Annotated in this window: 19 protein-coding genes; 8 read left to right on the forward strand and 11 right to left on the reverse strand. The window is 71.3% G+C overall.

What is annotated here, in order from left to right; all coding sequences use genetic code 11:
- Nucleotides 1-177 precede the first annotated feature (177 nt).
- Complete coding sequence (locus tag QP090_RS12735) at nt 178-687, forward strand: hypothetical protein (protein ID WP_285938969.1); 510 nt, start codon at nt 178-180, stop codon at nt 685-687.
- Between the two features lie 24 nt (nt 688-711).
- Here the strand turns inward: QP090_RS12735 and QP090_RS12740 are convergent, their stop codons facing one another.
- Both QP090_RS12740 and QP090_RS12745 read right to left on the reverse strand, forming a co-directional pair.
- Entirely contained in the window at nt 712-2,349 is a 1,638-nt protein-coding gene (locus tag QP090_RS12740; RefSeq protein ID WP_285938970.1) for a TerD family protein, read from the reverse strand.
- Nucleotides 2,350-2,355: 6 nt separating this feature from the next.
- Entirely contained in the window at nt 2,356-2,925 is a 570-nt protein-coding gene (locus QP090_RS12745; RefSeq protein ID WP_285938971.1) for a TerD family protein, read from the reverse strand.
- Between the two features lie 223 nt (nt 2,926-3,148).
- Between QP090_RS12745 and QP090_RS12750 the strand changes: the two genes are divergently transcribed.
- On the forward strand, nt 3,149-3,880 hold the full coding sequence (locus tag QP090_RS12750; RefSeq protein ID WP_285938972.1) for a TetR/AcrR family transcriptional regulator: 732 nt from the start codon (nt 3,149-3,151) through the stop codon (nt 3,878-3,880).
- An 18-nt stretch (nt 3,881-3,898) separates the two neighbouring features.
- Here the strand turns inward: QP090_RS12750 and QP090_RS12755 are convergent, their stop codons facing one another.
- The gene (locus tag QP090_RS12755) at nt 3,899-5,929 is read right to left on the reverse strand and encodes a ligand-binding sensor domain-containing protein (protein ID WP_285938973.1); all 2,031 of its coding nucleotides are present in this window, start codon (nt 5,927-5,929) and stop codon (nt 3,899-3,901) included.
- Between the two features lie 187 nt (nt 5,930-6,116).
- On the opposite strand from QP090_RS12755, the gene QP090_RS12760 reads away from it, so the two are divergent.
- A complete protein-coding gene (locus QP090_RS12760) occupies nt 6,117-8,078 on the forward strand; it encodes a hypothetical protein (RefSeq protein WP_285938974.1) in 1,962 nt (653 codons plus the stop codon).
- Between the two features lie 97 nt (nt 8,079-8,175).
- On the opposite strand, the gene QP090_RS12765 is transcribed toward QP090_RS12760, so the two are convergent.
- The gene (locus tag QP090_RS12765; RefSeq protein ID WP_285938975.1) at nt 8,176-9,027 is read right to left on the reverse strand and encodes a nitronate monooxygenase; all 852 of its coding nucleotides are present in this window, start codon (nt 9,025-9,027) and stop codon (nt 8,176-8,178) included.
- A 93-nt stretch (nt 9,028-9,120) separates the two neighbouring features.
- Between QP090_RS12765 and hemC the strand changes: the two genes are divergently transcribed.
- Together hemC and QP090_RS12775 are read left to right on the forward strand one after the other, a co-directional pair.
- Nucleotides 9,121-10,110 (forward strand): hydroxymethylbilane synthase, encoded by a 990-nt coding sequence (hemC, locus tag QP090_RS12770; RefSeq protein ID WP_285938976.1) that lies wholly within the window; start codon nt 9,121-9,123, stop codon nt 10,108-10,110.
- 60 nt (nt 10,111-10,170) lie between these two features.
- Entirely contained in the window at nt 10,171-10,596 is a 426-nt protein-coding gene (locus QP090_RS12775) for a VOC family protein (RefSeq protein WP_285940070.1), read from the forward strand.
- A 48-nt stretch (nt 10,597-10,644) separates the two neighbouring features.
- Here the strand turns inward: QP090_RS12775 and QP090_RS12780 are convergent, their stop codons facing one another.
- Both QP090_RS12780 and QP090_RS12785 read right to left on the reverse strand, forming a co-directional pair.
- Nucleotides 10,645-10,845: a DUF397 domain-containing protein gene (locus QP090_RS12780; RefSeq protein WP_285938977.1), complete on the reverse strand. Its 201-nt coding sequence runs from the start codon at nt 10,843-10,845 to the stop codon at nt 10,645-10,647.
- A complete protein-coding gene (locus tag QP090_RS12785) occupies nt 10,842-11,735 on the reverse strand; it encodes a helix-turn-helix domain-containing protein (protein ID WP_349666487.1) in 894 nt (297 codons plus the stop codon). Before QP090_RS12785 ends, QP090_RS12780 begins: the two co-directional genes overlap by 4 nt.
- A gap of 682 nt (nt 11,736-12,417) precedes the next feature.
- Between QP090_RS12785 and QP090_RS12790 the strand changes: the two genes are divergently transcribed.
- Both QP090_RS12790 and QP090_RS12795 read left to right on the forward strand, forming a co-directional pair.
- A complete protein-coding gene (locus QP090_RS12790; RefSeq protein ID WP_285938978.1) occupies nt 12,418-12,735 on the forward strand; it encodes a hypothetical protein in 318 nt (105 codons plus the stop codon).
- Nucleotides 12,732-13,058, forward strand: a complete 327-nt coding sequence (locus QP090_RS12795) for a hypothetical protein (RefSeq protein WP_285938979.1) — start codon at nt 12,732-12,734, stop codon at nt 13,056-13,058. The genes QP090_RS12790 and QP090_RS12795 overlap by 4 nt, the downstream gene beginning before the upstream one ends.
- Nucleotides 13,059-13,142: 84 nt before the next feature.
- Here QP090_RS12795 and QP090_RS12800 read toward each other — a convergent pair whose 3' ends face one another.
- From QP090_RS12800 to QP090_RS12815, 4 genes are all read right to left on the reverse strand, one after another.
- Nucleotides 13,143-13,520, reverse strand: coding sequence for a VOC family protein (locus QP090_RS12800; RefSeq protein WP_285938980.1), 378 nt, complete (start codon nt 13,518-13,520; stop codon nt 13,143-13,145).
- Between the two features lie 139 nt (nt 13,521-13,659).
- Entirely contained in the window at nt 13,660-14,409 is a 750-nt protein-coding gene (locus QP090_RS12805) for a WD40 repeat domain-containing protein (RefSeq protein ID WP_349666495.1), read from the reverse strand.
- A 78-nt stretch (nt 14,410-14,487) separates the two neighbouring features.
- Nucleotides 14,488-15,270 (reverse strand): RNA ligase family protein, encoded by a 783-nt coding sequence (locus tag QP090_RS12810; protein WP_285938982.1) that lies wholly within the window; start codon nt 15,268-15,270, stop codon nt 14,488-14,490.
- Between the two features lie 92 nt (nt 15,271-15,362).
- The gene (locus QP090_RS12815) at nt 15,363-16,112 is read right to left on the reverse strand and encodes a protein-L-isoaspartate O-methyltransferase family protein (RefSeq protein WP_285938983.1); all 750 of its coding nucleotides are present in this window, start codon (nt 16,110-16,112) and stop codon (nt 15,363-15,365) included.
- 312 nt (nt 16,113-16,424) lie between these two features.
- Between QP090_RS12815 and QP090_RS12820 the strand changes: the two genes are divergently transcribed.
- Nucleotides 16,425-16,853: a Fur family transcriptional regulator gene (locus QP090_RS12820; RefSeq protein WP_285938984.1), complete on the forward strand. Its 429-nt coding sequence runs from the start codon at nt 16,425-16,427 to the stop codon at nt 16,851-16,853.
- Nucleotides 16,854-16,900: 47 nt separating this feature from the next.
- Here the strand turns inward: QP090_RS12820 and katG are convergent, their stop codons facing one another.
- Nucleotides 16,901-19,132, reverse strand: a complete 2,232-nt coding sequence (gene katG, locus QP090_RS12825; protein WP_285938985.1) for a catalase/peroxidase HPI — start codon at nt 19,130-19,132, stop codon at nt 16,901-16,903.
- Nucleotides 19,133-19,158: the final 26 nt, after the last annotated feature.

Consider the following 19,158-nt stretch of genomic DNA (forward strand, 5'->3'; position numbering starts at 1 on the left):
GTCACGATCTGCGTCTTGAGACGCACTCGCGGCCCCGCGGCGACGTGACGTGCGTGAACTGGGCCCTGCGACATCTTCGGCTCCGGAGTGAGGGCTGGCAGCAAGATCGTTGTCGCCGGTAGCCTCTGGACGGCCGTCCTGCGACGGCCACCCCCTGGCACAACCCGAAGGAACACCATGGGCTTCGCTCGAATCGCACGTCCCCTGCTCGCGACCGCCGTCGTCGCCGCCACCGTCACCACCTTGGCCCCGGCGGCGTCCGCGTCGACCGAACGCTGCATCTACAGCGACGACTCACGGATGAAGAAGACCTTCCCGACGCCGGGCACCGACACCAGCTTCGCCATCAACCTCTGCGTGATCAAGCGCTCCGACGGAAAGCACTACGCCTATGCGGACGTGCACTGGAACAACGGAGGCGACTCCGACACCGACGACAAGCGCAAGTTCGACCGGTTCAACGTCACCGTCCGCCTCGAACGCAACGACGTCGTGAAGACGTTCCGGTTGTGCGACATCCGCCACGCCGTGAACACTCAGAAGAGCGGCATCGAGCTCTGCGTCACCTCCGTCGACGCCTCGACGGCCAACGGCGGCTGGACCGCCGACGGCTGGGCCCAGTACGACCTCGACCGCGACGGCCAGGGCGTGAAGGCCTGGGAATGGTACGGATCACCGTCGGTCTGATCCCCGTCAGTCCACGGGACCGCCCTAGCCGGACGAGCCGATGGTGCGCGCGTGGGCGCCGAGCACGTGCGCGAGCAGCGCCGGGGCGCGCGAGCCGTCGCCGCCGTCCGGGAGCACCTCCGGGGTGAGCGTCCAGTCCATGCCCACCCACGAGTCGCCGACCGCGCCCTGGCTGGACGGAAGGTTGTTGCAGGACTGCCGGATCCGGATGGCGCGGACGGACTCGGCGGCCGGGGTATCGGTCTCCACCAGCAGCACCGGGACCCCGACCAGCGGCCCGTCCTCCACCAGGCGCAGCAGCCCGTGCGCCTCCTCGCCGTCGAGGGCGGCGCCGGCGTCCATGACCACCACCAGCCGCACCGGGGGGCCGCCGTCCGGCCCGGAGGGCGACTCGCCGTCCGGGCCGCCGATCCGGCGCAGGTCGACCAGGTCGAGCAGCCGCCGGAGCCGCTCGGCCGCCGCCGGCCCGGTCGCCACCCCGCCGCCCAGCAGCCGCCCTCCGGACGGGTCGAGCGCGTTCAGCCAGCCGGCCCCCGACAGTCCCGCCGCGTCGATCACCTCCAGCCCGACCAGCCCGGGCGGGACGGCGGCCAGGAACCGGGTCACCAGCGACCAGGCGTAGGCGGCGGCGTCGCCGGGCACCGTGCCCCGCGAGATCCACACGCCGCGCCGCCAGGGCGCCCGCAGGACCAGCGGCACCCGCAGATCGGGCAGCTCCACGGTGGACAGCCGTCCCAGCAGCATCCCCTCGGCCAGATCGGTGCGAGGCCGCCAGGTCAGCCAGGAGGGCGCGTCAAACGGCGCCGCCTCCGCGGTGACGTGCGGCTCCACCCGGGCGAGCTCGCCGCGCAGCTGCTCGGCATCGGCCCGCAGCCGCTGGTCGGCCGCCGCCATGAGCTGGTCGAACCGCCCGCGCGGCACCCGCCCGGTGACCTCGTCGTTGCGGATGTTGAGCGCGTGCTCGGTGGACGAGCGGAACCCGGCCAGCGAGCGGCTCGCGTCCTCCCAGACCAGCCAGCACCGCTCGAGGTAGCCGACCTCCGAGGACGACGGCGCCTGCGGTGCGGACGGCCCCTGCGGGGCAGCCGGGGGGACGGGCCGTCCCGGCGGCGCCCCGACGGCGGGGCCGGGCGGCGCGGCGCCCATGCCGGCCTCCGCCTCGCCCGGGTCGTCCACCTCGACGCCGTGCGCCTCGACCAGCTCGACCAGCCCGCCGGCGTAGCCCTGCCCGACCGCGCGCACCTTCCACCGGTCGGCCCGGCGGTAGAGCTCCAGTCCGATGATCGCCTTCTCCGGGCCCAGCCCCGCGACGGTGAACAGCGCCATCGGGTCGCCGCCGGCCGTGGTGAGCTGGACCTGCGGCGGCGGCACCGCCCCGAACGAGAGCCCGCCGCCGGTCAGACTGACCGCGACGAGCACCGCGTGGACGTCCGCGGGGACGGCGCCGAGGTCGAGGTCGACGCGCTGCCGGCCGCCGTCGCCCGCCCAGCGCACGCCGGGCGCCTCGGGCGCGTTGAAGAACACCAGGTCGGCGTCGGAGCGCACGCGCAGGTCGGCGCCCACCAGCAGGGCGCTGACGTCCACGGGCACGGCGCAGGACACGGTGGCGGTCATCCGCCGGGCGGGCAGCGCGGTGTTGGCGCCGTGCGAGAGTTCGAGCATCGCCGGTCAGGCCAGGCCGGTGATCGTCGGCAGCATGTCCTCGAAGGTGCGGCCGTGGCACGGCTCCCCGATCGCGTTCATCTTCCACGCCTCGCCGTGCCGGTAGAGCCGCGCCATCACCATGGCGGTATGGGCGCCCCCGCCGGTCAGCGTGTACCGGGCCAGCTCGCCGCCGTCCGTCTCGTTGACCAGCCGGCAGAAGGCGTTGTCCACCTCGTTGAAGGTCTGCCCGTTGAACGAGCTGACGGTGAACACCAGCGAGCTGACGTGCACCGGCAGCCGGGCCAGATCGACGACCACCGACTCGTCGTCGCCGTCGCCCGCGCCGGTCAGGTTGTCCCCGGTGTGCCGGACCGAGCCGTCGTCGCTGACCAGCTTGCCGAAGTAGACCACGTCGGCGAGGCGGCCGTCGGCGTAGAGCACGCAGGAGGCGTCGAGGTCGATCTCCCGCTGCCGGGAGCCGAAGAAGCCCTGTTTGCGTACCGCGTCCCAGCCCAGGCCCATCCGGACCATGCGCAGCGCTCCGCCCGGCTTCTCCAGCGAGATCCGCTGGCCCTTCACCATCGAGACGGTCACGTCCGTCGCCTCCTCGTGTCCCCTGTACCGCGTGCCCACCCCATCACCGCACAAGGCGAGCAAGGTGCAACGAAAGCCTCGCAGCCCGGCCACCCGGTTGTCAGCCCTTTCGCGACCGCTATGCGAGGCCGGGGCGGGTATCGAAGGTGCGGGTCGGCTGCTCCGCGGCGGCGCGGGGGCTGCGGGCGAGGGGCATTTTCAGGAAGTGCCGTACGGTCGCCGCATGCCTCCCGACGAATCTGCAACCGGCATGCTGTCGCTGCGCCAGCGCCGCCGGGGCGTCGCCGTCCGCGAGATCCTCACCGCCGCTGAGCGCCATATCGCCGAGCACGGGCCCGCCGCCCTTTCCCTGCGGGCGGTCGCGCGGAGTCTCGGGATGACCGTGCAGGCGCTCTACCATTACTTCTCGAGCCGGGACGACCTCGTCACGGCGCTCGTCGCCAAGGCGCACGACGACCTCGCCGACGCGGTGCAGGCCGCCGTCGACACCGCGCCGGACGACGCCGCCCTGCCGGGGCTGGTGATCGCGGCCGAGGGCTACCGCGTGTGGGCCGTCGCCCATCCCGAGCGGTTCCAGCTCATCTACGGAGCGCCGCTGCGGCATTACGCGGCACCCATGGAGGGCGCCAGCACCCAGGCGGTCCGCCGGATGAGCGCGGTCTTCCAGCGCGAGCTGTTCGGCGGGTTCACCACGGCGCAACTGGCGGCGGCCGAGACCGGCGGGCTCTCGCCTTCACTCCGAACGCATCTGGAGCACCTGCCGGCGGACGGTCTCGGAGCCCTGCCGCCTCCCGCGACGTCCCTCCTCCTGAATGCGTGGGGGCACATGCACGGCCTCGTCGCCCTGGAGGTGTTCGGGCACACCGTGTTCCTCGGCGACCATCAGGCCGAGGTCTTCCGCACGTCGATGCAGAACCTGGTGAAGGACGTCCACAACCGGATCCCGGCCGGTTAAACGAGGGGCGACGGAGGATCAGTGCTGGGGATCGACCCGGTAGAGGTCCGCGCCGTCCGAGAAGAACAGCCGGCCGCCGGGCCCGACCGCCAGGCGCCGGTTCCGGTGCTCCACCACGAGCGTGGGCGTCCGGGGTGACCGGGGATCGATCCGGAAGATCTTGTCGCCGTCGAGACCGGCGTACAGGACGCGGCCGGCGGTGACCAGGTCGCCGCCGGCCGTGCCGGTACCGAGGGCCAGCCGCCGCACGACCGTGCCCCGCCGCGGTTCCACCGCGAAGACGGTCCGCCCCGCGATGCCCCACAGGTTCCCGTCGGAGCCGATGGCGACGGAGCTGACGGTGCCCGCGCCGGGCACCGGCACGGTCTCCCAGAGCTTGCGGCTCCGGGCGGCGTCCCACGCGAAGACCGTCCCCTCCTTGCGGGTCGGCGGCGTCGTGGACAGCCCGCCGGTGATCGAGGTACCGCCGTAGACGACGCCCCGGCGCGCGGCCAGCCCGAACACGCTCTGGTCCTGGACCACGTTCCGCACGACCTCGGACTCTCCCGAGCGCGGATCGTGCAGGACCAGGGCGCCGCCGAGCCGGTCGCCCTCCGGGACGGTGCCGACCGCGATCCGGCCGTCGACCTCCGTCAGCGCCCGGGCGCGCATCTGCACGTGCGGCTTGAGGTTGATCGCGAGCCGGGGGTTGTCGGCGGCGCCGGGCGGCCCCGGTGAGTATTCGGGGCTGCTCCACGGCTGCGCGGGGTCGTGGGCGTAGAGCCGGGCCTCCGGGTAGGCGCCGATCCAGACCTTGCCGCCGGCGGTCTCCATGACCGACTCCACCTGCGAGAACCGGTTGAAGACCGCCTTGCCGGAGTCCGGGTCGACGATGGACAGCCCGCCGTTCAGGAAGCCGCCCGCGTAGACGCTCGTCCTGCCGCCCGCGAGCGAGAGGATCTCGATCGGCTCCCGCTTCACCTCCGTCGGCAGGATCGCGAACTTGCCGGTCTGCGGGTTGTAGCGGAACATCTCGCCACGCCACAGCGTCCCCACGACGCTCCGGCCCGGGTAGTCGGGCAGCCCGAGTTCGGCCCAGCCGATCGAGCGGGCGTTCTGCACCCGTCCCGTGAAGGCCAGGCCGGTGCCGGTGAGCTGCCGGGTCTTCGGGTCGTAGCGCTTCAGCTCGCTCTTCTGGATCAGGTAGACCTCGCCGTCGTCCCCGGCGGGTGAGACGTCCAGGCCGTGCGCGTCGGGGATCTCGTCCGCCCACTGGCCGGCGGCGAGGTCGTAGACGAACATCGGGCTGGGGAAGGCGCTGCCGATCCGGACGTACAGCCGCCCGCCGCGCTCGTTGATGTCGTAGACCTGCTTGTTCCCGATGTCGCCGAGGCCGGGCGGGGCGGGCAGCTCCCGCGCCGCTCCGGTGGCCGCGTCCGTCTCGGCGATGTGGGCCTCGGCGTAGGAGCCGGTGTACACCTTGCCGTTGGCGTAGGCGATGCTCTTGATGTAGCCCTGCCCTGGGACGGGCTGGCCGTAGTCGCGGATGTCGCCGGTGCGGGCGTCGAGGCGGAAGAGCCGTCCGCCCGGTGAGGTGCCGCCGTAGACGTTCCCGTCCGGGTCGGTGGTGAGCCGCCAGATGAACGACTGGTCGGCCAGCGGACGGCCGAGGTCCTCGACGGTGTCGCCCGCGCCCGGACGCCAGCGGTAGAGCCGGCCGCCGTTGTAGGTGCCGGCGTAGATCGTGCCGTCCGGCGCGGCCGTCACGGCCCAGCCGCCCTCGGCCCCCGGCAGCGGCGCGGAGACCAGGCTGGCGCCGGTGGCGGGGTCGACGGCGTTCAGGCGGGCGGGCGTGCCGGTCGAGATGTTCCAGAGCGCGGGCCGCCCGTTCGGCCCGGGGGCGACGGTCCCGCCGATCAGCAGGACGTCGCTAAGCGGGGTGCCGAGCGGGACCACGGCGGGCCGCCCGGCGGACGGAGCCGTCCCGGCCGCCGCGGGACCGGCCGCGGCCGGCGGGACGAGGACGGCGGCGCCGAGCACGGCCGCGGCGAGGATGCGGGTTGAGGGCACTGGGCCTCCCAGAGGTGACAGTTGCGGTCCCGACCGGAATTGAACGCCTCCCGGCCAGGCCCGTCAAGCCTTTGCCGCAAAATACGAATTCTCGGACACACCTCGTCCGTTTTCAGCCATTTCGGCCTTGACCGTTAGTGGGGTGATTGCTATCAAAGGGGCACCCCCTGCGGCGAGGAGCCGATCAATGAGACGAGTCCATGCCCTGCTGGCGGCGGCACTGCTGCTGCTCGCCTCCGCGCTGGCCCTGGCGCCGCCGGCGTCCGCGGCGGCCCTCGAGCCGCTGCCGGCGCTGCCGCTCAGCAGCACCACCACCCCCGGCGGCGTCGTGGTGCACCGCGACGGCGTCGCCTACCTGTACACGGTGTCGACGGTCTCGGCGGGCAGCGCGCTGTTCTCGGTCATCGACACCCGCGACGGGTCCCGCAAGTACGAGCTGCCGCTCCCGGGCGCGCTCGGCACCTGGGCCGTGACCGCCGGGCCCGACGGCACCGCCTTCATCGGCAGCTACTCGTCCGGCAAGGCGTTCCGCTGGGCCTGGGGGGCGGCGGCCGTCACCGACCTCGGCACGCCGCTGCCGGGAGAGACGTTCATCTGGGCGGTCGCCGCCGACTCCGCCGGGCGCTTCTACGGCGGTACCTCTCCCGGCGGCCGGCTCTTCCGCCACGACCCCGCCACCGGCGCGGTCCGCGACTACGGCCGGCTCGTGGAGGGCGAGCAGTTCGTCCGCTCGCTCGACATCGGCCCGGACGGCACCGTGTACGCCGGCCTCGGCGCCCACGCCCACGTCGTCGCCGTCGACCCGGAGACCGGCGCCAAGCGGGAGCTCCCCCTGCCCGCCGGCCTGGACACCGACCAGTTCGCCTACGACGTGCGCGTCGTCGGGCGGTACCTCGCCGTGCGGTTCGCCGCCTCGGCCGCGGCGGGCGAGCTGTGGCTCTACGACCTGGCCCACCGCCGGTGGACCCGGCACGTCCCCGGCGTGTCGGGCATCGGCCTGGTCGCGCAGGGCGACCGGCTCCAGGTCATCCGGGACGGCGACGTGACCGCCGTCGACGTCAGCACCGGGACCACCCGGGTGCTCGCCCACGTCGAGTCGGACGCGCTGCTCCACCTGGTCGGCCGCCTCTCCGGCAGCGAGCTGCTGGTGAAGGCCAACACCGGCGGCGGGCTGTGGCGGGTGAACGTCCGGACCGGGAAGGTCGTCGCGCTCCAGGCCGAGCTGCCCGAGCAGCCGACCGCCGTCGAGTCGCTGGGCATCGGGCCGGACGGGAAGGTCTACGGCAGCGGCTACCTGTCCGGCGGGCTGGCCAGCTACGACCCGGCCACCGGCGCCGTCGTCGGCCGCAAGGGCGTCGGCCAGATGGAGGGCATGGTGACCGTCGGGGACAAGCTCTACCTCGGCGAGTACCCGAAGGCGCTGATCTACGAGTACGACCCGGCGCTGCCCTGGGCCCCGGGCTCCAATCCCCGCAAGATCATGGACCTGTCGAAGCAACAGCAGGACCGGCCCTTCGCGATGATCGACGCCGGGGGCGTGCTCGCCGTCGGCACCGTGCCGACCTCGGGCGTCCTCGGGGGCGTGCTGGCGCTGTACGACCCGAAGACCGGCACCGGCCGGGTGCTCGACGACGTCGTCCCCACCCAGAGCATCGTCGGGCTGACCTACCGCGACGGCGTGGTGTACGGGACCACCTCGGTGTGGGGCGGCAACGGCATCGACGCCAAGGAGCCCGACGCCAAGCTCGTCGCCGTGGACGTCGCCACCGGGGCGGTGCGCTACACCGCCGTCCCGGTCCCGGGCGAGCGGGCGATCAGCGGCCTGACCACCGACGACAAGGGCCACGTGTGGGGCTTCTCCACCTGCACCGTGTTCGAGTTCGACCCGGCGACCCGGCAGACCCTGCGCAGCGCCAAGTACTGCGACTACGCGTGGGACAAGGTGCACCACGTGTGGCGGGACAGCTTCCTCTTCTTCGACGCCCGTGACGGCAACCTCTACGGCAAGGCGCAGGCCAAGGTGTTCAAGATCGACCGCGACACCCTCGCCTACACGCAGCTCGCCCGCCCGATATCCGTCCTGACCCAGGCCCCGTCGGGCGACCTCTACATGACGCGCGAGTCCAACTTCTTCCGTTGGCGGAAGTGAATCACCTCGCAATTCCGGCGGCCTGAACCGTCACGGAATTCCGGGCTCTCAACACAAGACGGCGGCGGGCTCCGATCGAACCGGTCGGAGCCCGCCGTCATGTCGTGCGCGCCTGCGCGAAGACCGGAATCCGGGCGTCCCGTCGTTCTACAGGGCGCTCGCCACCCAGGTCCGCCGCGCCGTCCCGCTCACCGACGAGGAGGCGCTGCGGCCCGTCCGCGAGGACACCCGCCGGGAGCTGCTCGCGCACATCAGCGCCTGCCCGCTCGGGCCAACGCGTCCTCGGCCTGAGCGGCCAGGGTGCCGACGAGTCCGGTGGCGGGCGGCAGGTCGTCGATGAGATCGACGGCCTCGCCGGCCCACACCGGCAGCGCGGGCAGATCGCCCCGTGCGACCTCGTCCTGGTACGCCTGCCGGGCGCGGGGGTCCGCGGCGAGTTCCGCCTCCCGGCCCCGCCAGCGGTCGAGGTAGGGGTGGCCGAGGGTGCGGGCGACGTATTTCGAGGGCCACCGGGAGCCACGGGCGATGTCGAGGACGCTGCTGCGCTCGGTGTCCTGCCCGCGTCCAGCGCCTGCCGTGCCTCTTCGAGGTCGGTGACCTGGACGATCAGCGCCGTGCCCGCCGCGCGGACGAGCCCGGCGAACGGGCGCGGATCACCGAAGGACAGCATCACCGCGCTGGGGCCGTGCGCCAGCACCCGTTCGATCGCGCCGGCGTCGACCGCCCAGGTCAGGAACCCGACACCCCACGGTCTCCCGGTTCCGTCCGCGACCATCGGCAGCTCGCGGGCCAGCCAGTCCGGGTCCCCGCCGCCGGCGCCCAGCATCCCGAGCCCGCCGCCGGCGGAGACCGCCGCCGCCAGCGCCCCACCGGCCGAACCGCCCATCGGCGCCAGCGCGATCGGGTGCTCCACACCGAACATTTCCGTAAAGGCCGTCGACAGTCCCATGGCACCATCATCGCCGCTCCCCACGACGCCATAGACGGCGACTACTCTCGGTGATGCACACGTCCACCGCCCCGACATCCCGGAAGCCCGGCCATGACCACCACGTCTCCCGCCACCGCGCGCTTCGAGCACACGCGGCCCCGCCGCCCGCTGCGGCTGGGCGGGCGCACGTCCCACCTCGCACGCGCCTACGCCCGTCAGGTCATCGGCGGACTCCAGGCGGTCGTGCCCGGCCTGGAGATCGAATACGTCGGGATCGTGACGACCGCGGACCGGCACCAGGGCGACCTGTCCGAGCTGGGCGGCAAGGGCCTGTTCATGAAGGAGATCGACACGGCCCTCACGGCCGGCCGGATCGACGCGGCGTTCCACTGCATGAAGGACGTCCCCGGCGACGTCCCGCTGCCCGAGGGACTGGTGTTCGCCGCCTACCTGGAGCGGGATGACGTCCGCGACGCCGTCGTGTTCCCCACGGGCTCCGAGTACAGCGCCATCAGCGAGTTGCCGCCCGGATCGCGGATCGGCACGTCCGCCGTCCGGCGCAAGGCCCAGCTCCTGCGGCAGCGGCCCGACCTGGACGTGCGGCGCTTCCGGGGGAACGTCGTCCCGCGCTTGACCCGCCTCGACGAGGAACGCGAGATGGACGCCTTGGTGCTGGCGCGCGGCGGTCTGGTCGCGGTCGGCATGGAGCACCGCGTCTCCCAGCTTCTCGGCATGGACGGGATGTGCCCGGCGATCGGGGCCGGTGTCGTCGGCGTCCAGTGCCGCGAGGCCGACGAGGGGACCGTCGAGCTCCTTCAGACGATCGACCACGCCGAGACCCGTACTCACATCCTGGCCGAGCGGACCATGCTCCACGCGCTCCAGGGCCACTGCAACAGCCCCATGGCCGGGCACTGCCACACCACCGAGGACGGGCGGCTCAGCCTGTCGGGCATGGTGTTCAGCCAGGACGGGGCCACGTTCGCCCACGCGCACGAGTGGGACGCCCCCACCCGCGCGTACGAGCTGGGCGCCCACGTCGCCGCCGACCTCATCCGCAAGAACGCCCGGAGCATCATCGCCGGCGCCCGTCCGGACTAAGGCGCGCGAGCCTCGTCCGGCCACCGCGTTCCTATACTCAAAAGCATGACCATTCAGCGGATGGACAACGTCGCCATCGTCGTCGACGACCTGGGCGCGGCCGTCGCGTTCTTCATCGCGCTCGGCATGGAGCTGGAGGGCAAGGCGGAGATCGAGGGCCCTTACGCGGACCGCACCGTCGGACTCGACGGCGTCCGGAGCGACATCGCGATGATGCGGACCCCGGACGGCCACAGCAAGCTGGAGCTGACCAAGTACCAGGCCCCCGCGGCGTCCGCGGCCGAGCCGGAGAACCCGCCGCCCAACACGCTGGGCCTGCATCGCGTCATGTTCGCCGTCGACGACATCGACGGCACCATTGCCCGCCTGCGCGCCCACGGCGCCGAACTCCTCGGCGAGGTGGCGCAGTACGAGAACATCTTCCGGCTCTGCTATCTCCGCGGCCCCGCGGGCATCATCGTCGCCCTGGCCGAACAGATCGGGTGACGCGCGACGGCCCCGGCAGGAACACCTGCCGGAGCCGACACGAACCGGTCAGAGGTCCAGGTCCCCCGCCTTCACCCGGGCGAGCAGCCCACCGAACGCGGCACGACCGAACGCGAGGTGACCGCCCTCAGGGTTCTTGCTGTCCCGAATCCCGACGACGTGCGGCACCCGCGCGACCTCCACGCATGCCTGCTCAGCATTGCTGCGGCTGCTCTTACGCCAGATCCCAGCAGCGAACTCAGCACTCATCGTTCCTCCATCTTCCTTGCCGTCCGCCGGAACAGCGCCGTGCTGTCATCCTTCGACAGTGCGTCGTCCCAGCTCTCCGTGAATGCCTCGGCGTAGCGGTGAATCTCGTGGGGTTTGTCTAGATAGAGGGCCCCTGTGAAGCCTTGCACATACACCGTGGGCGGCTCGTGATCCCGTCCATCTCCACTCGTGGAGAACCGCATGAGGATGAACGGCCCAGTCTCGAACCCACGATGCGCACCTGCCGAGAACGGTGCGACGCGGACGGACACATTGTGTCGCTCGTTCATCCCAGCCAGCCGATCAAGCTGAACCGCCATCACCTCCGGGCCACCCACCAGGCGGCGCACTACGGCCTCGTTCAGGACCACACCCAGCGTCGGCGGCGAGGTCACTCGGGTGACCAAGGACTGACGCTGTGCCCGCAACTGCACGCGGCGGTCTACTTCATCGGGCTGTAGATCGGGCCTGCTCTTATCGAGCAGCGCACGGTGGTAGTCCGGCGTCTGGAGCAGACCGGGGATCAGCTCGGGCGAGTACTCCTCCAGACTCTCGGCAGCCTCCTCCAGTCCGATGTAGAGATCGAAGCCGTCTGGGATGACGTTGCCGTAGGCGTGCCACCAGCCCTTCCCCTTGGTCTCCTTCGCGAGACCCATCAGGGCCTCTCTCAGCTCGTCGGGTGCACCGTACGTCCGGCACATGGCCTCTACGTCGAGCGACCGCAGCGACGTCTGGCCCGTCTCGATCCTCCACATCTTCGCTTCTGACCACTCCAACGCCTTGGCGGCGACGTTGATCGTCATGCGCGCATCGTTGCGAAGCTGACGGAGGTACCGACCGAGTTGTCTTCGGGGGACGGTCGAGCCCGTCGCGGCTTCTGGCATCCGCATCACCTCACTTTACTTCGGGGCGGTCTTTCACCCGGAATGAAAGCACCCATCCACACGATTCGCAATGGGTTCCCGACCTGCGCATATTGGCGGCCGGAAATCATTCCAACGCCTTGCAGGTCGAGTAATCATGGTGCTCTACTCAGATGCATCACGGAAGCGAATCGAAGCTTTCCGCAAGCACTGGACAGGTCGGCAGAACCACGCCCATAGCATCCATCTCACCCGGGCGAGTCCGTCCCCGCAGAGAAGGCAGAGGTCGTCATGAGGCTCGAGGAACACCCCACCAGCAACAGCCGAACCGTCGGGTTGTGAGCCATGGGAATACGCCCGCGTGGCCAGGCGGAGCATCGCACCGCACAGGCATCACCAGCAACGACCCGCAAGCGCGCACCTGAGACGGCCATCCCGCAGAGCGAGCGGATCGCGTCCCTTACTGGTCTCGCCCAGGAGTTCGACCGGACGCCCGGAATCCTCACCACGTTCACCGTGATCAACAACTACGTGGCGCTGGACGTGATCCCGACAAAAGCACCGGAATGGGCCGTAACCATCGGGATCATCTATTTCAAAGGCACGTGGTGGTTCGTCTACCTGCACAACGGCAGGACCATCGGGTCGACAAGTCACCCGAGCATCGCAGCGCATCAGATCAAGACCCAATGGGAGAGGCGGCAACGCGATGAGCCTGATCATTTCGGAATATCCCCGCAGAACACTCGGCCACATCGCGGCGGCCAACGGCATGACCTCCGCTGACGGCCCATGGATCGCCGGGCGCGAGGCGTCCGGTATCACCGGCATCCCGACCAAGGTGCTGGCGCGGTGGGAAGAGGCGGGCGTGATCTCGGCTCTCCAGAACGTCGAGAACGCTCCGCGGCTGTACCTCAGGCCGGAGATGGAGGCGCTCGCCGAACTGGGGACGGCCGGGCCACCGAACCTGCCCGCCGTGCGCCGCTACGTGAAGAAGCGCAAGGAAGCGGGAGTCAGCGCGAGATGACGAGGGAAACGACGGGCGATGCCCAGCAGAACGACGGCCCCGAGCCCGGCACCTCAGAAGGGGCGGCGTTCGTGATCACGCTGGCGGTCATGCTGCGAGGCCGGAAGCTCACATCCGAGAGGGTCGGTGAGCGGCTCGTGCGTGTGACGGCGGGGGCGGGCTCTCGCGGGGTGGAGGTCGGGTGCCGCCGCCGCGCGAGCGACGGCGACCGCTGGTGGTTCACCTGGGGCGACAGCACCGTCTGGTTGTGCGAGGCCGACAACCCGACCGAGGCCGTGCTTCAGGTGAAGAGCGCACTCCGGACGGTGGGGACGACCCCATGACGGCCCGACCCGTGCCGGGGCGGCTCGCGAAGGCGCACGGCATCGAACGGGGCACCTGGATCGGCCCCGAGCGGGCGAAGGCCGTCAGAGTGCGGCGATGCGGGGCTTGAGCAGGCAGAACTCGTTGCCTTCGGGATCGGCGAGGACGTGCCAGGGCTCCTCGCCGGTCTGGCCGACGTCGGCCGGGCGCGCCCCGATCGTCAGGAGGCGTTCGAGCTCGGCGTCCTGATCCCGGTCGGTGGCGTTGACGTCGATGTGCAGCGGGAGATTCCCGTTCTTCGGCTCGTCGGTGCGGCTGAGGATGATCGTCGGTTGCGGGCCGCCGAACCCTTCGCGCGACCCGATCTCGATGCAGTCCTCCTCGCGGTCGAGCACCACGAAGTCCAGGACCTCGCACCAGAACCGCGCCAGCACCTCGGGGTCGCGGCAGTTGAGCACGAGCTCACTGATACGGCATGCCATCGACGAAACCAACTCTCAGCGTGGGAACTGCCGGGGTGGCCGCGCGGGTCCCCGCAGTGAGAACAACTCTCGCGACCGTACCGGGCGAGGCGGGCAGGGGCGAGAAGATTTCAGGCCCTCAAGGCCGTCCCGTCATGACTCACGACAGGTACCAGCCCCGGATGATCCCCTCCCTCCTGTCACCGGCCAGGGCGACCTGGCGGCCACCGAATCGGGTGATCAGGACCTTTGCCTTGCCGCTGACGAGGACCTCGCCGGATTGGCGGCCCTCGGCCAGATCCCAGGTGCGCACGGTTCCGTCCTCGCCGGCGGTGACCGCGATGGTACGGCCATCGACCACAGCGGCGTCCAGGGTCCAGATGCCCACGTCATGGCAGTTCAGGATCGTCACGAGCGAACCGTCGGCGTCCCACACGTACAGGTCGCCGCTCTCGTCGCCGCCGACCACCACTGGACGGCGGCCGAGGGAGGTCAGGGCCAGGCCGCGCACCCCTACGCCTTCCAGGTGGGAGAAGGTGGCGAGCCGCTCGCGCGAACGCAGGTCCCACAGGGCGACCTGGGCATCGAAGCCACCCGCCGCCAGTACCGTGCGATGCCCCAGTCGTCCGCCGACCAGGGAGAGGACGGCGCCCCGGTCGGAGCTGTCCAACTCCACCAGCTCACCGCCGGAAGGCCCCCACAGGCTGACCTGCCAGTTGTAGTCGCCGCCGTAGGCGAACCAGAGTTGCCCGTCCACTTCGAAGGAGGTCACCGACCACAGCGGACGATCGTCCTCCTCAAGGGAGGACGTCAGCAGCACGGCGCCGTTGTCGAGATCCCAGGCCGCCAGGCCATGGTGTTCGCTGCCGCCGGCGAGGATCACCCGGCCCTGGTGAACCCCGGCGGCCACGTAGAACAAGTCGGGCCCGGCGTCCGCGATCTTCCTCGCCCTGGACGTCCGGACCGGCCGACCGTTACGGGGCAGCCCTCAGCCCCGCTTCTCCTTGGAGGCACGGCGCTTCAGAGTGCGCTCATAGTCTTGGAAGCGAGCTTTCGCGATCACTGACCGGGTGGTGGTCCGCACCACGATGCCCTCCGGTCGTCCACCCGCCTCGTCATCCAGCGCCACACGTGTGGTCGGAAGATGCCGCGTGAGGAACTCGCGGGTTTCGTCCAGGCGCGTGGGAAGGTCCGCTGATTCGAGGGCGCCGATCCTTGGCACCAGGGGCACCGTTTCGGTGTCCGCCAGCGCGGCGAGCTCGGCCTCTCCCAGGAAGGCTTGGCCGCCCTCCTCACGCCACGCCGAGATGCGCGGGCGCGGCCACGTGAGCGTCTCCGCGGGGATGTCCGCGGCGTCGAAGAGCCTGTGCCCGACTGTGCGGTGGCCGCTGTACTGGCGGGCGGCGCCACCGACCTTGCCTCCGTAGACCTCCAGGAACAGGACGCGGACACCGCCGGCCGGTGGCGTGAGGCGGTCGGCCAAGGGACGCAGGGCGGCGGCGATTCCCAGAGCCGGGTTGCCGAGCAGGTCACCCTTGGCGTACAGGAGTTCCTCGCGGCTGCCGATGACGTACTCGCCGCTGGGGAAGGTGATGATCCTGGAGTTGGTTCCGTCGACCTTCTCGGTCAGGACCACCTGGGCGTCCTCGTCGGCGAACGCGGTCGGCTCGTCCAGCAGGCTGCCGTTCGAGGAGTCGAGGGGGTGGAAGGTCGGGATGCTCGGATACTTGGTGGCGCTGTTGAGCGCGTCAAGGTCGACACTGCGGAGCATCGAGTTCTGTGCGGGATCGGTCTCTGACAGAGTCACGTCGCGATTGTCCCAGAAGCCCCTATCGGCTGGATAAACACCGTCCGGTCGCGCCCCTATCCGCAAGGCTGGATATGGACGGTCTGGCCGGACGGGTCGACCGTTACTCGGAGGCTCTCCAGGGCGCCGGGCGCCCGCTCGGCCTGCAACACGGCCTGCGGCTGCTTCTGGGCCCGCAGCGGCATGAAGAACGCATCGCCCACGGCCCCGCCGGCCGCGATGCCATCGGCCACGTCCAGGACGAGCAGGGCCCCCGGGCACTCGGCTCCGGTGAACGGCACGACGATCCGGCCGCCCTCGCGGGTCTGGGCGACCCACGCGTAGGGGACGGTGTGGGCCGCCGCCGTCGCGATGACCCGGTCGAAGGGCGCGTGGTCGGGCGCGCCGGCCTCGCCGTCCGCGACGAGCACCCTGACCCGGTCGGCGAACCCCGCGCGTTCCAGCGCGGCGGACGCGGCGGACGCCAGGTCCGGGTCGATCTCCACGGTGGTAACGTCGGCTCCGGCCTCGGCCATGAGCGCGGCGTTGTAGCCGGTGCCGGTGCCGATCTCCAGGACGCTCCGGCCCGCCACCGGCCCGAGCGCGTCGAGCATCTCGCGCATGAGGTAGGGGGCCGACGAGGACGAGGTGGGCCACACCATCCCGTGCGGATCGACGGAGACCTGGGTCACCACCGCCTCGTCCGAGGCGGCCACCCGTTCCCACAGGCCCGGCCGGTCGGCCCGGTCGAGGGGCGTGAGCGGCTCGCCGGGCTCGGCGTGCCAGATCCGATCCGGGATGAAGTCGCGCCGGCTGGCCGGGGTCACGCTTGGCCGGTCCCGTTGCACATCGGGCACGTGATGGACGACTTCTTCCCGTCCTGCCAGGTCTCGGTCTTCCCATTGCCGCCGCAGCCTGAACAGGGCACCGGCTTCCCGTGCTTACCCATCCTTGCCCCCTCGGTCAGACCACTTCACCGCCGACACCCTAGGCACGGCGCCTCGCGCCGAACAAGGACTTGGCCGAGGCCCGCCTCCGCCATGACCTCGTCATGACAAAAGCGCGGTGCCATCGCCGGGGTGGTGCCGCATGGTGCGGGTCGCCGACTCTTCTGCGTCCATGAAGGTAGATTTGGTGCTATGACCGCACCCCTGGCTCCGACCACCGCCGAGGAACTGCGCGGTGCCGGCCTGCGGGTGACGGCGGCCCGCGTCGCGCTGCTCGAGACCGTCCGGGACGGTGACCACCTCGGCGTCGAGGCGATCGCCACCGGGGTGCGCGACCGCGTGGGCCACATCTCGCTCCAGGCCGTGTACGAGGCCCTCCACGCGCTCACCGCGGCGGGACTCGTGCGCCGCATCGAGCCGGCCGGCAGCCCGGCCCGGTTCGAGGGACGCGTCGGCGACAACCACCACCACCTGGTGTGCCGGAACTGCGGAGCGGCCAAGGACGTCGACTGCGCCGTGGGGCATCCGCCCTGCCTGGATCCGGCGGACGACGCCGGCTACCTGGTCGACGAGGCCGACATCACGTTCTGGGGACTGTGCCCGCGGTGCCGTCCGCGCTGAGAGCGTCCGGGCCGGCCGGCGCGCGCCGGCCGGCCCGGACGTCGTGATCAGACGAGGTCGAACCGGTCGAGGTCCATCACCTTGGCCCACGCCGCGACGAAGTCGCGCACGAACTTCTCCTTCGCGTCATCGCTCGCGTAGACCTCCGCGAGCGCGCGCAGCTCGGAGTTCGACCCGAAGACGAGGTCGACCCGGCTGCCGGTCCACCTGACCTCGCCGGTGGCGGCGTCGCGCCCCTCGAAGGTGTTGGCGTCCCCAGCCGTCGCCTTCCACGTCGTGCCCTGGTCGAGCAGGTTGACGAAGAAGTCGTTGGTCAGGGCCCCGGGGGTCGCGGTGAGGACGCCCAGCGGCGACCCCTGGTGGTTGGCGCCCAGCACGCGGAGGCCGCCGACCAGGACGGTCGTCTCGGGGGCGCTCAGGGTCAGCAGGTTCGCCCGGTCGATCAGCAGGTACTCGGCGGGCAGCCGGTCGCCCTTCCCGAGGTAGTTGCGGAACCCGTCGGCGGACGGTTCGAGCGCGGCGAACGACTCCACCTCGGTGTGCTCCAGCGACGCGTCCGCGCGGCCCGGAGTGAAGGGGACCTCGACGTCGACACCGGCGTCCTTGGCGGCCCGCTCGACGGCCGCACCGCCGGCGAGCACGATCAGGTCGGCGAGCGAGACCTGCGCGCCGCCGGTCCGGGCGGCGTTGAAGGTCTCCTGGATCCCCTCCAGGACGCGCAGCACCGCCGCCAGCTCGTCGGGGTCGTTGACCTCCCAGCCGTTCTGCGGTTCGAGGCGGACGCGCGCGCCGTTGGCGCCGCCGCGCTTGTCGCCGCCGCGGAACGTCGAGGCCGACGCCCAGGCGGTGGACACGAGCTGGGACACCGACAGGCCGGAGGCGAGGATCTGCTCCTTGAGGGAGGCGATCTCCGCGGCCCCGACGAGCGCGTGCGTCACCGCGGGCAGGGGGTCCTGCCACAGCAGCGTCTCGGCCGGGACCTCGGGGCCGAGGTAGCGCACCACCGGGCCCATGTCGCGGTGGGTCAGCTTGAACCACGCGCGGGCGAAGGCGTCGGCGAACTCGTCGGGGTTCTGGTGGAAGCGCCGCGAGATCTGCTCGTAGACCGGGTCGAACCGGAGCGAGAGGTCGGTCGTCAGCATCGTCGGAGCGTGGCTCTTCGACGCGTCGTGGGCGTCGGGGACGGTGCCCGCCCCGGCGCCGTCCTTCGGCTGCCACTGCCACGCGCCGGCGGGGCTCTTGGTCCGCTCCCACTCGTAGCCGAACAGGATCTCGAAGAAGCTGTTGTCCCACGTCACCGGGGTGTTCGTCCAGATGCCCTCAAGGCCGCTGGTGATGGCGTCGCCGCCCTTGCCGGTGCCGAAGGTGTTCTTCCAGCCGAGGCCCTGGTCCTCGATCGAGGCGCCCTCGGGGTCGGGGCCGACGTGGTCGGCCGGGCCCGCGCCGTGCGTCTTGCCGAAGGTGTGGCCGCCCGCGATCAGGGCGACCGTCTCCTCGTCGTTCATCGCCATCCGGCGGAACGTCTCCCGGATGTCGCGGGCCGCGGCGACCGGGTCCGGGGTGCCGTTCGGTCCCTCGGGGTTGACGTAGATGAGACCCATCTGGACGGCGGCCAGGGGGTTCTCCAGCTCCCGGTCGCCGGTGTAGCGCTCGTCGTCCAGCCAGGTGGACTCTGGGCCCCAGTAGACGTCGCCGTCGGGCTCCCAGACGTCCTCCCGGCCGCCGGCGAACCCGAAGGTCTCCAAGCCCATCGACTCCAGGGCGACGTTGCCGGTGAGGATCAGCAGGTCGGCCCACGAGAGCTTCTGGCCGTACTTCTTCTTGACCGGCCACAGCAGCCGCCGGGCCTTGTCGAGGTTCCCGTTGTCGGGCCAGCTGTTGAGGGGGGCGAAGCGCTGCTGGCCGGCCCCGGCGCCGCCGCGGCCGTCGCTGATCCGGTAGGTGCCGGCGCTGTGCCAGGCCATCCGGATCATGAACGGGCCGTAGTTCCCGAAGTCGGCCGGCCACCAGTCCTGCGAGGTCGTCAGCACCTGCGCGATGTCCCGCTTCACGGCCGGGAGGTCGAGGCTCCCGAACGCCTCGGCATAGTCGAACTCCTCGCCGAGGGGGTTCGCCACGGCGGGGTTCTTGGCGAGGATCTTCAGGTTGAGCCGTTCCGGCCACCACTGGCGGTTCCCGTCGCCCTGGGTGGGGTGCGGAGTGCGCCCGTGCGCGACCGGGCAGCCGTCTCCGCTCTCCGTCTTCGCGTCTGTGACGATCGCGTCGTTGTTCTCAGACATGGGCATCCTTCCGGACCAGGGGGACC

Origin of the sequence: Actinomadura xylanilytica, from assembly GCF_030283145.1 — a bacterium.
In the GTDB taxonomy this organism is placed as follows: Bacteria; Actinomycetota; Actinomycetes; order Streptosporangiales; family Streptosporangiaceae; genus Spirillospora; species Spirillospora xylanilytica.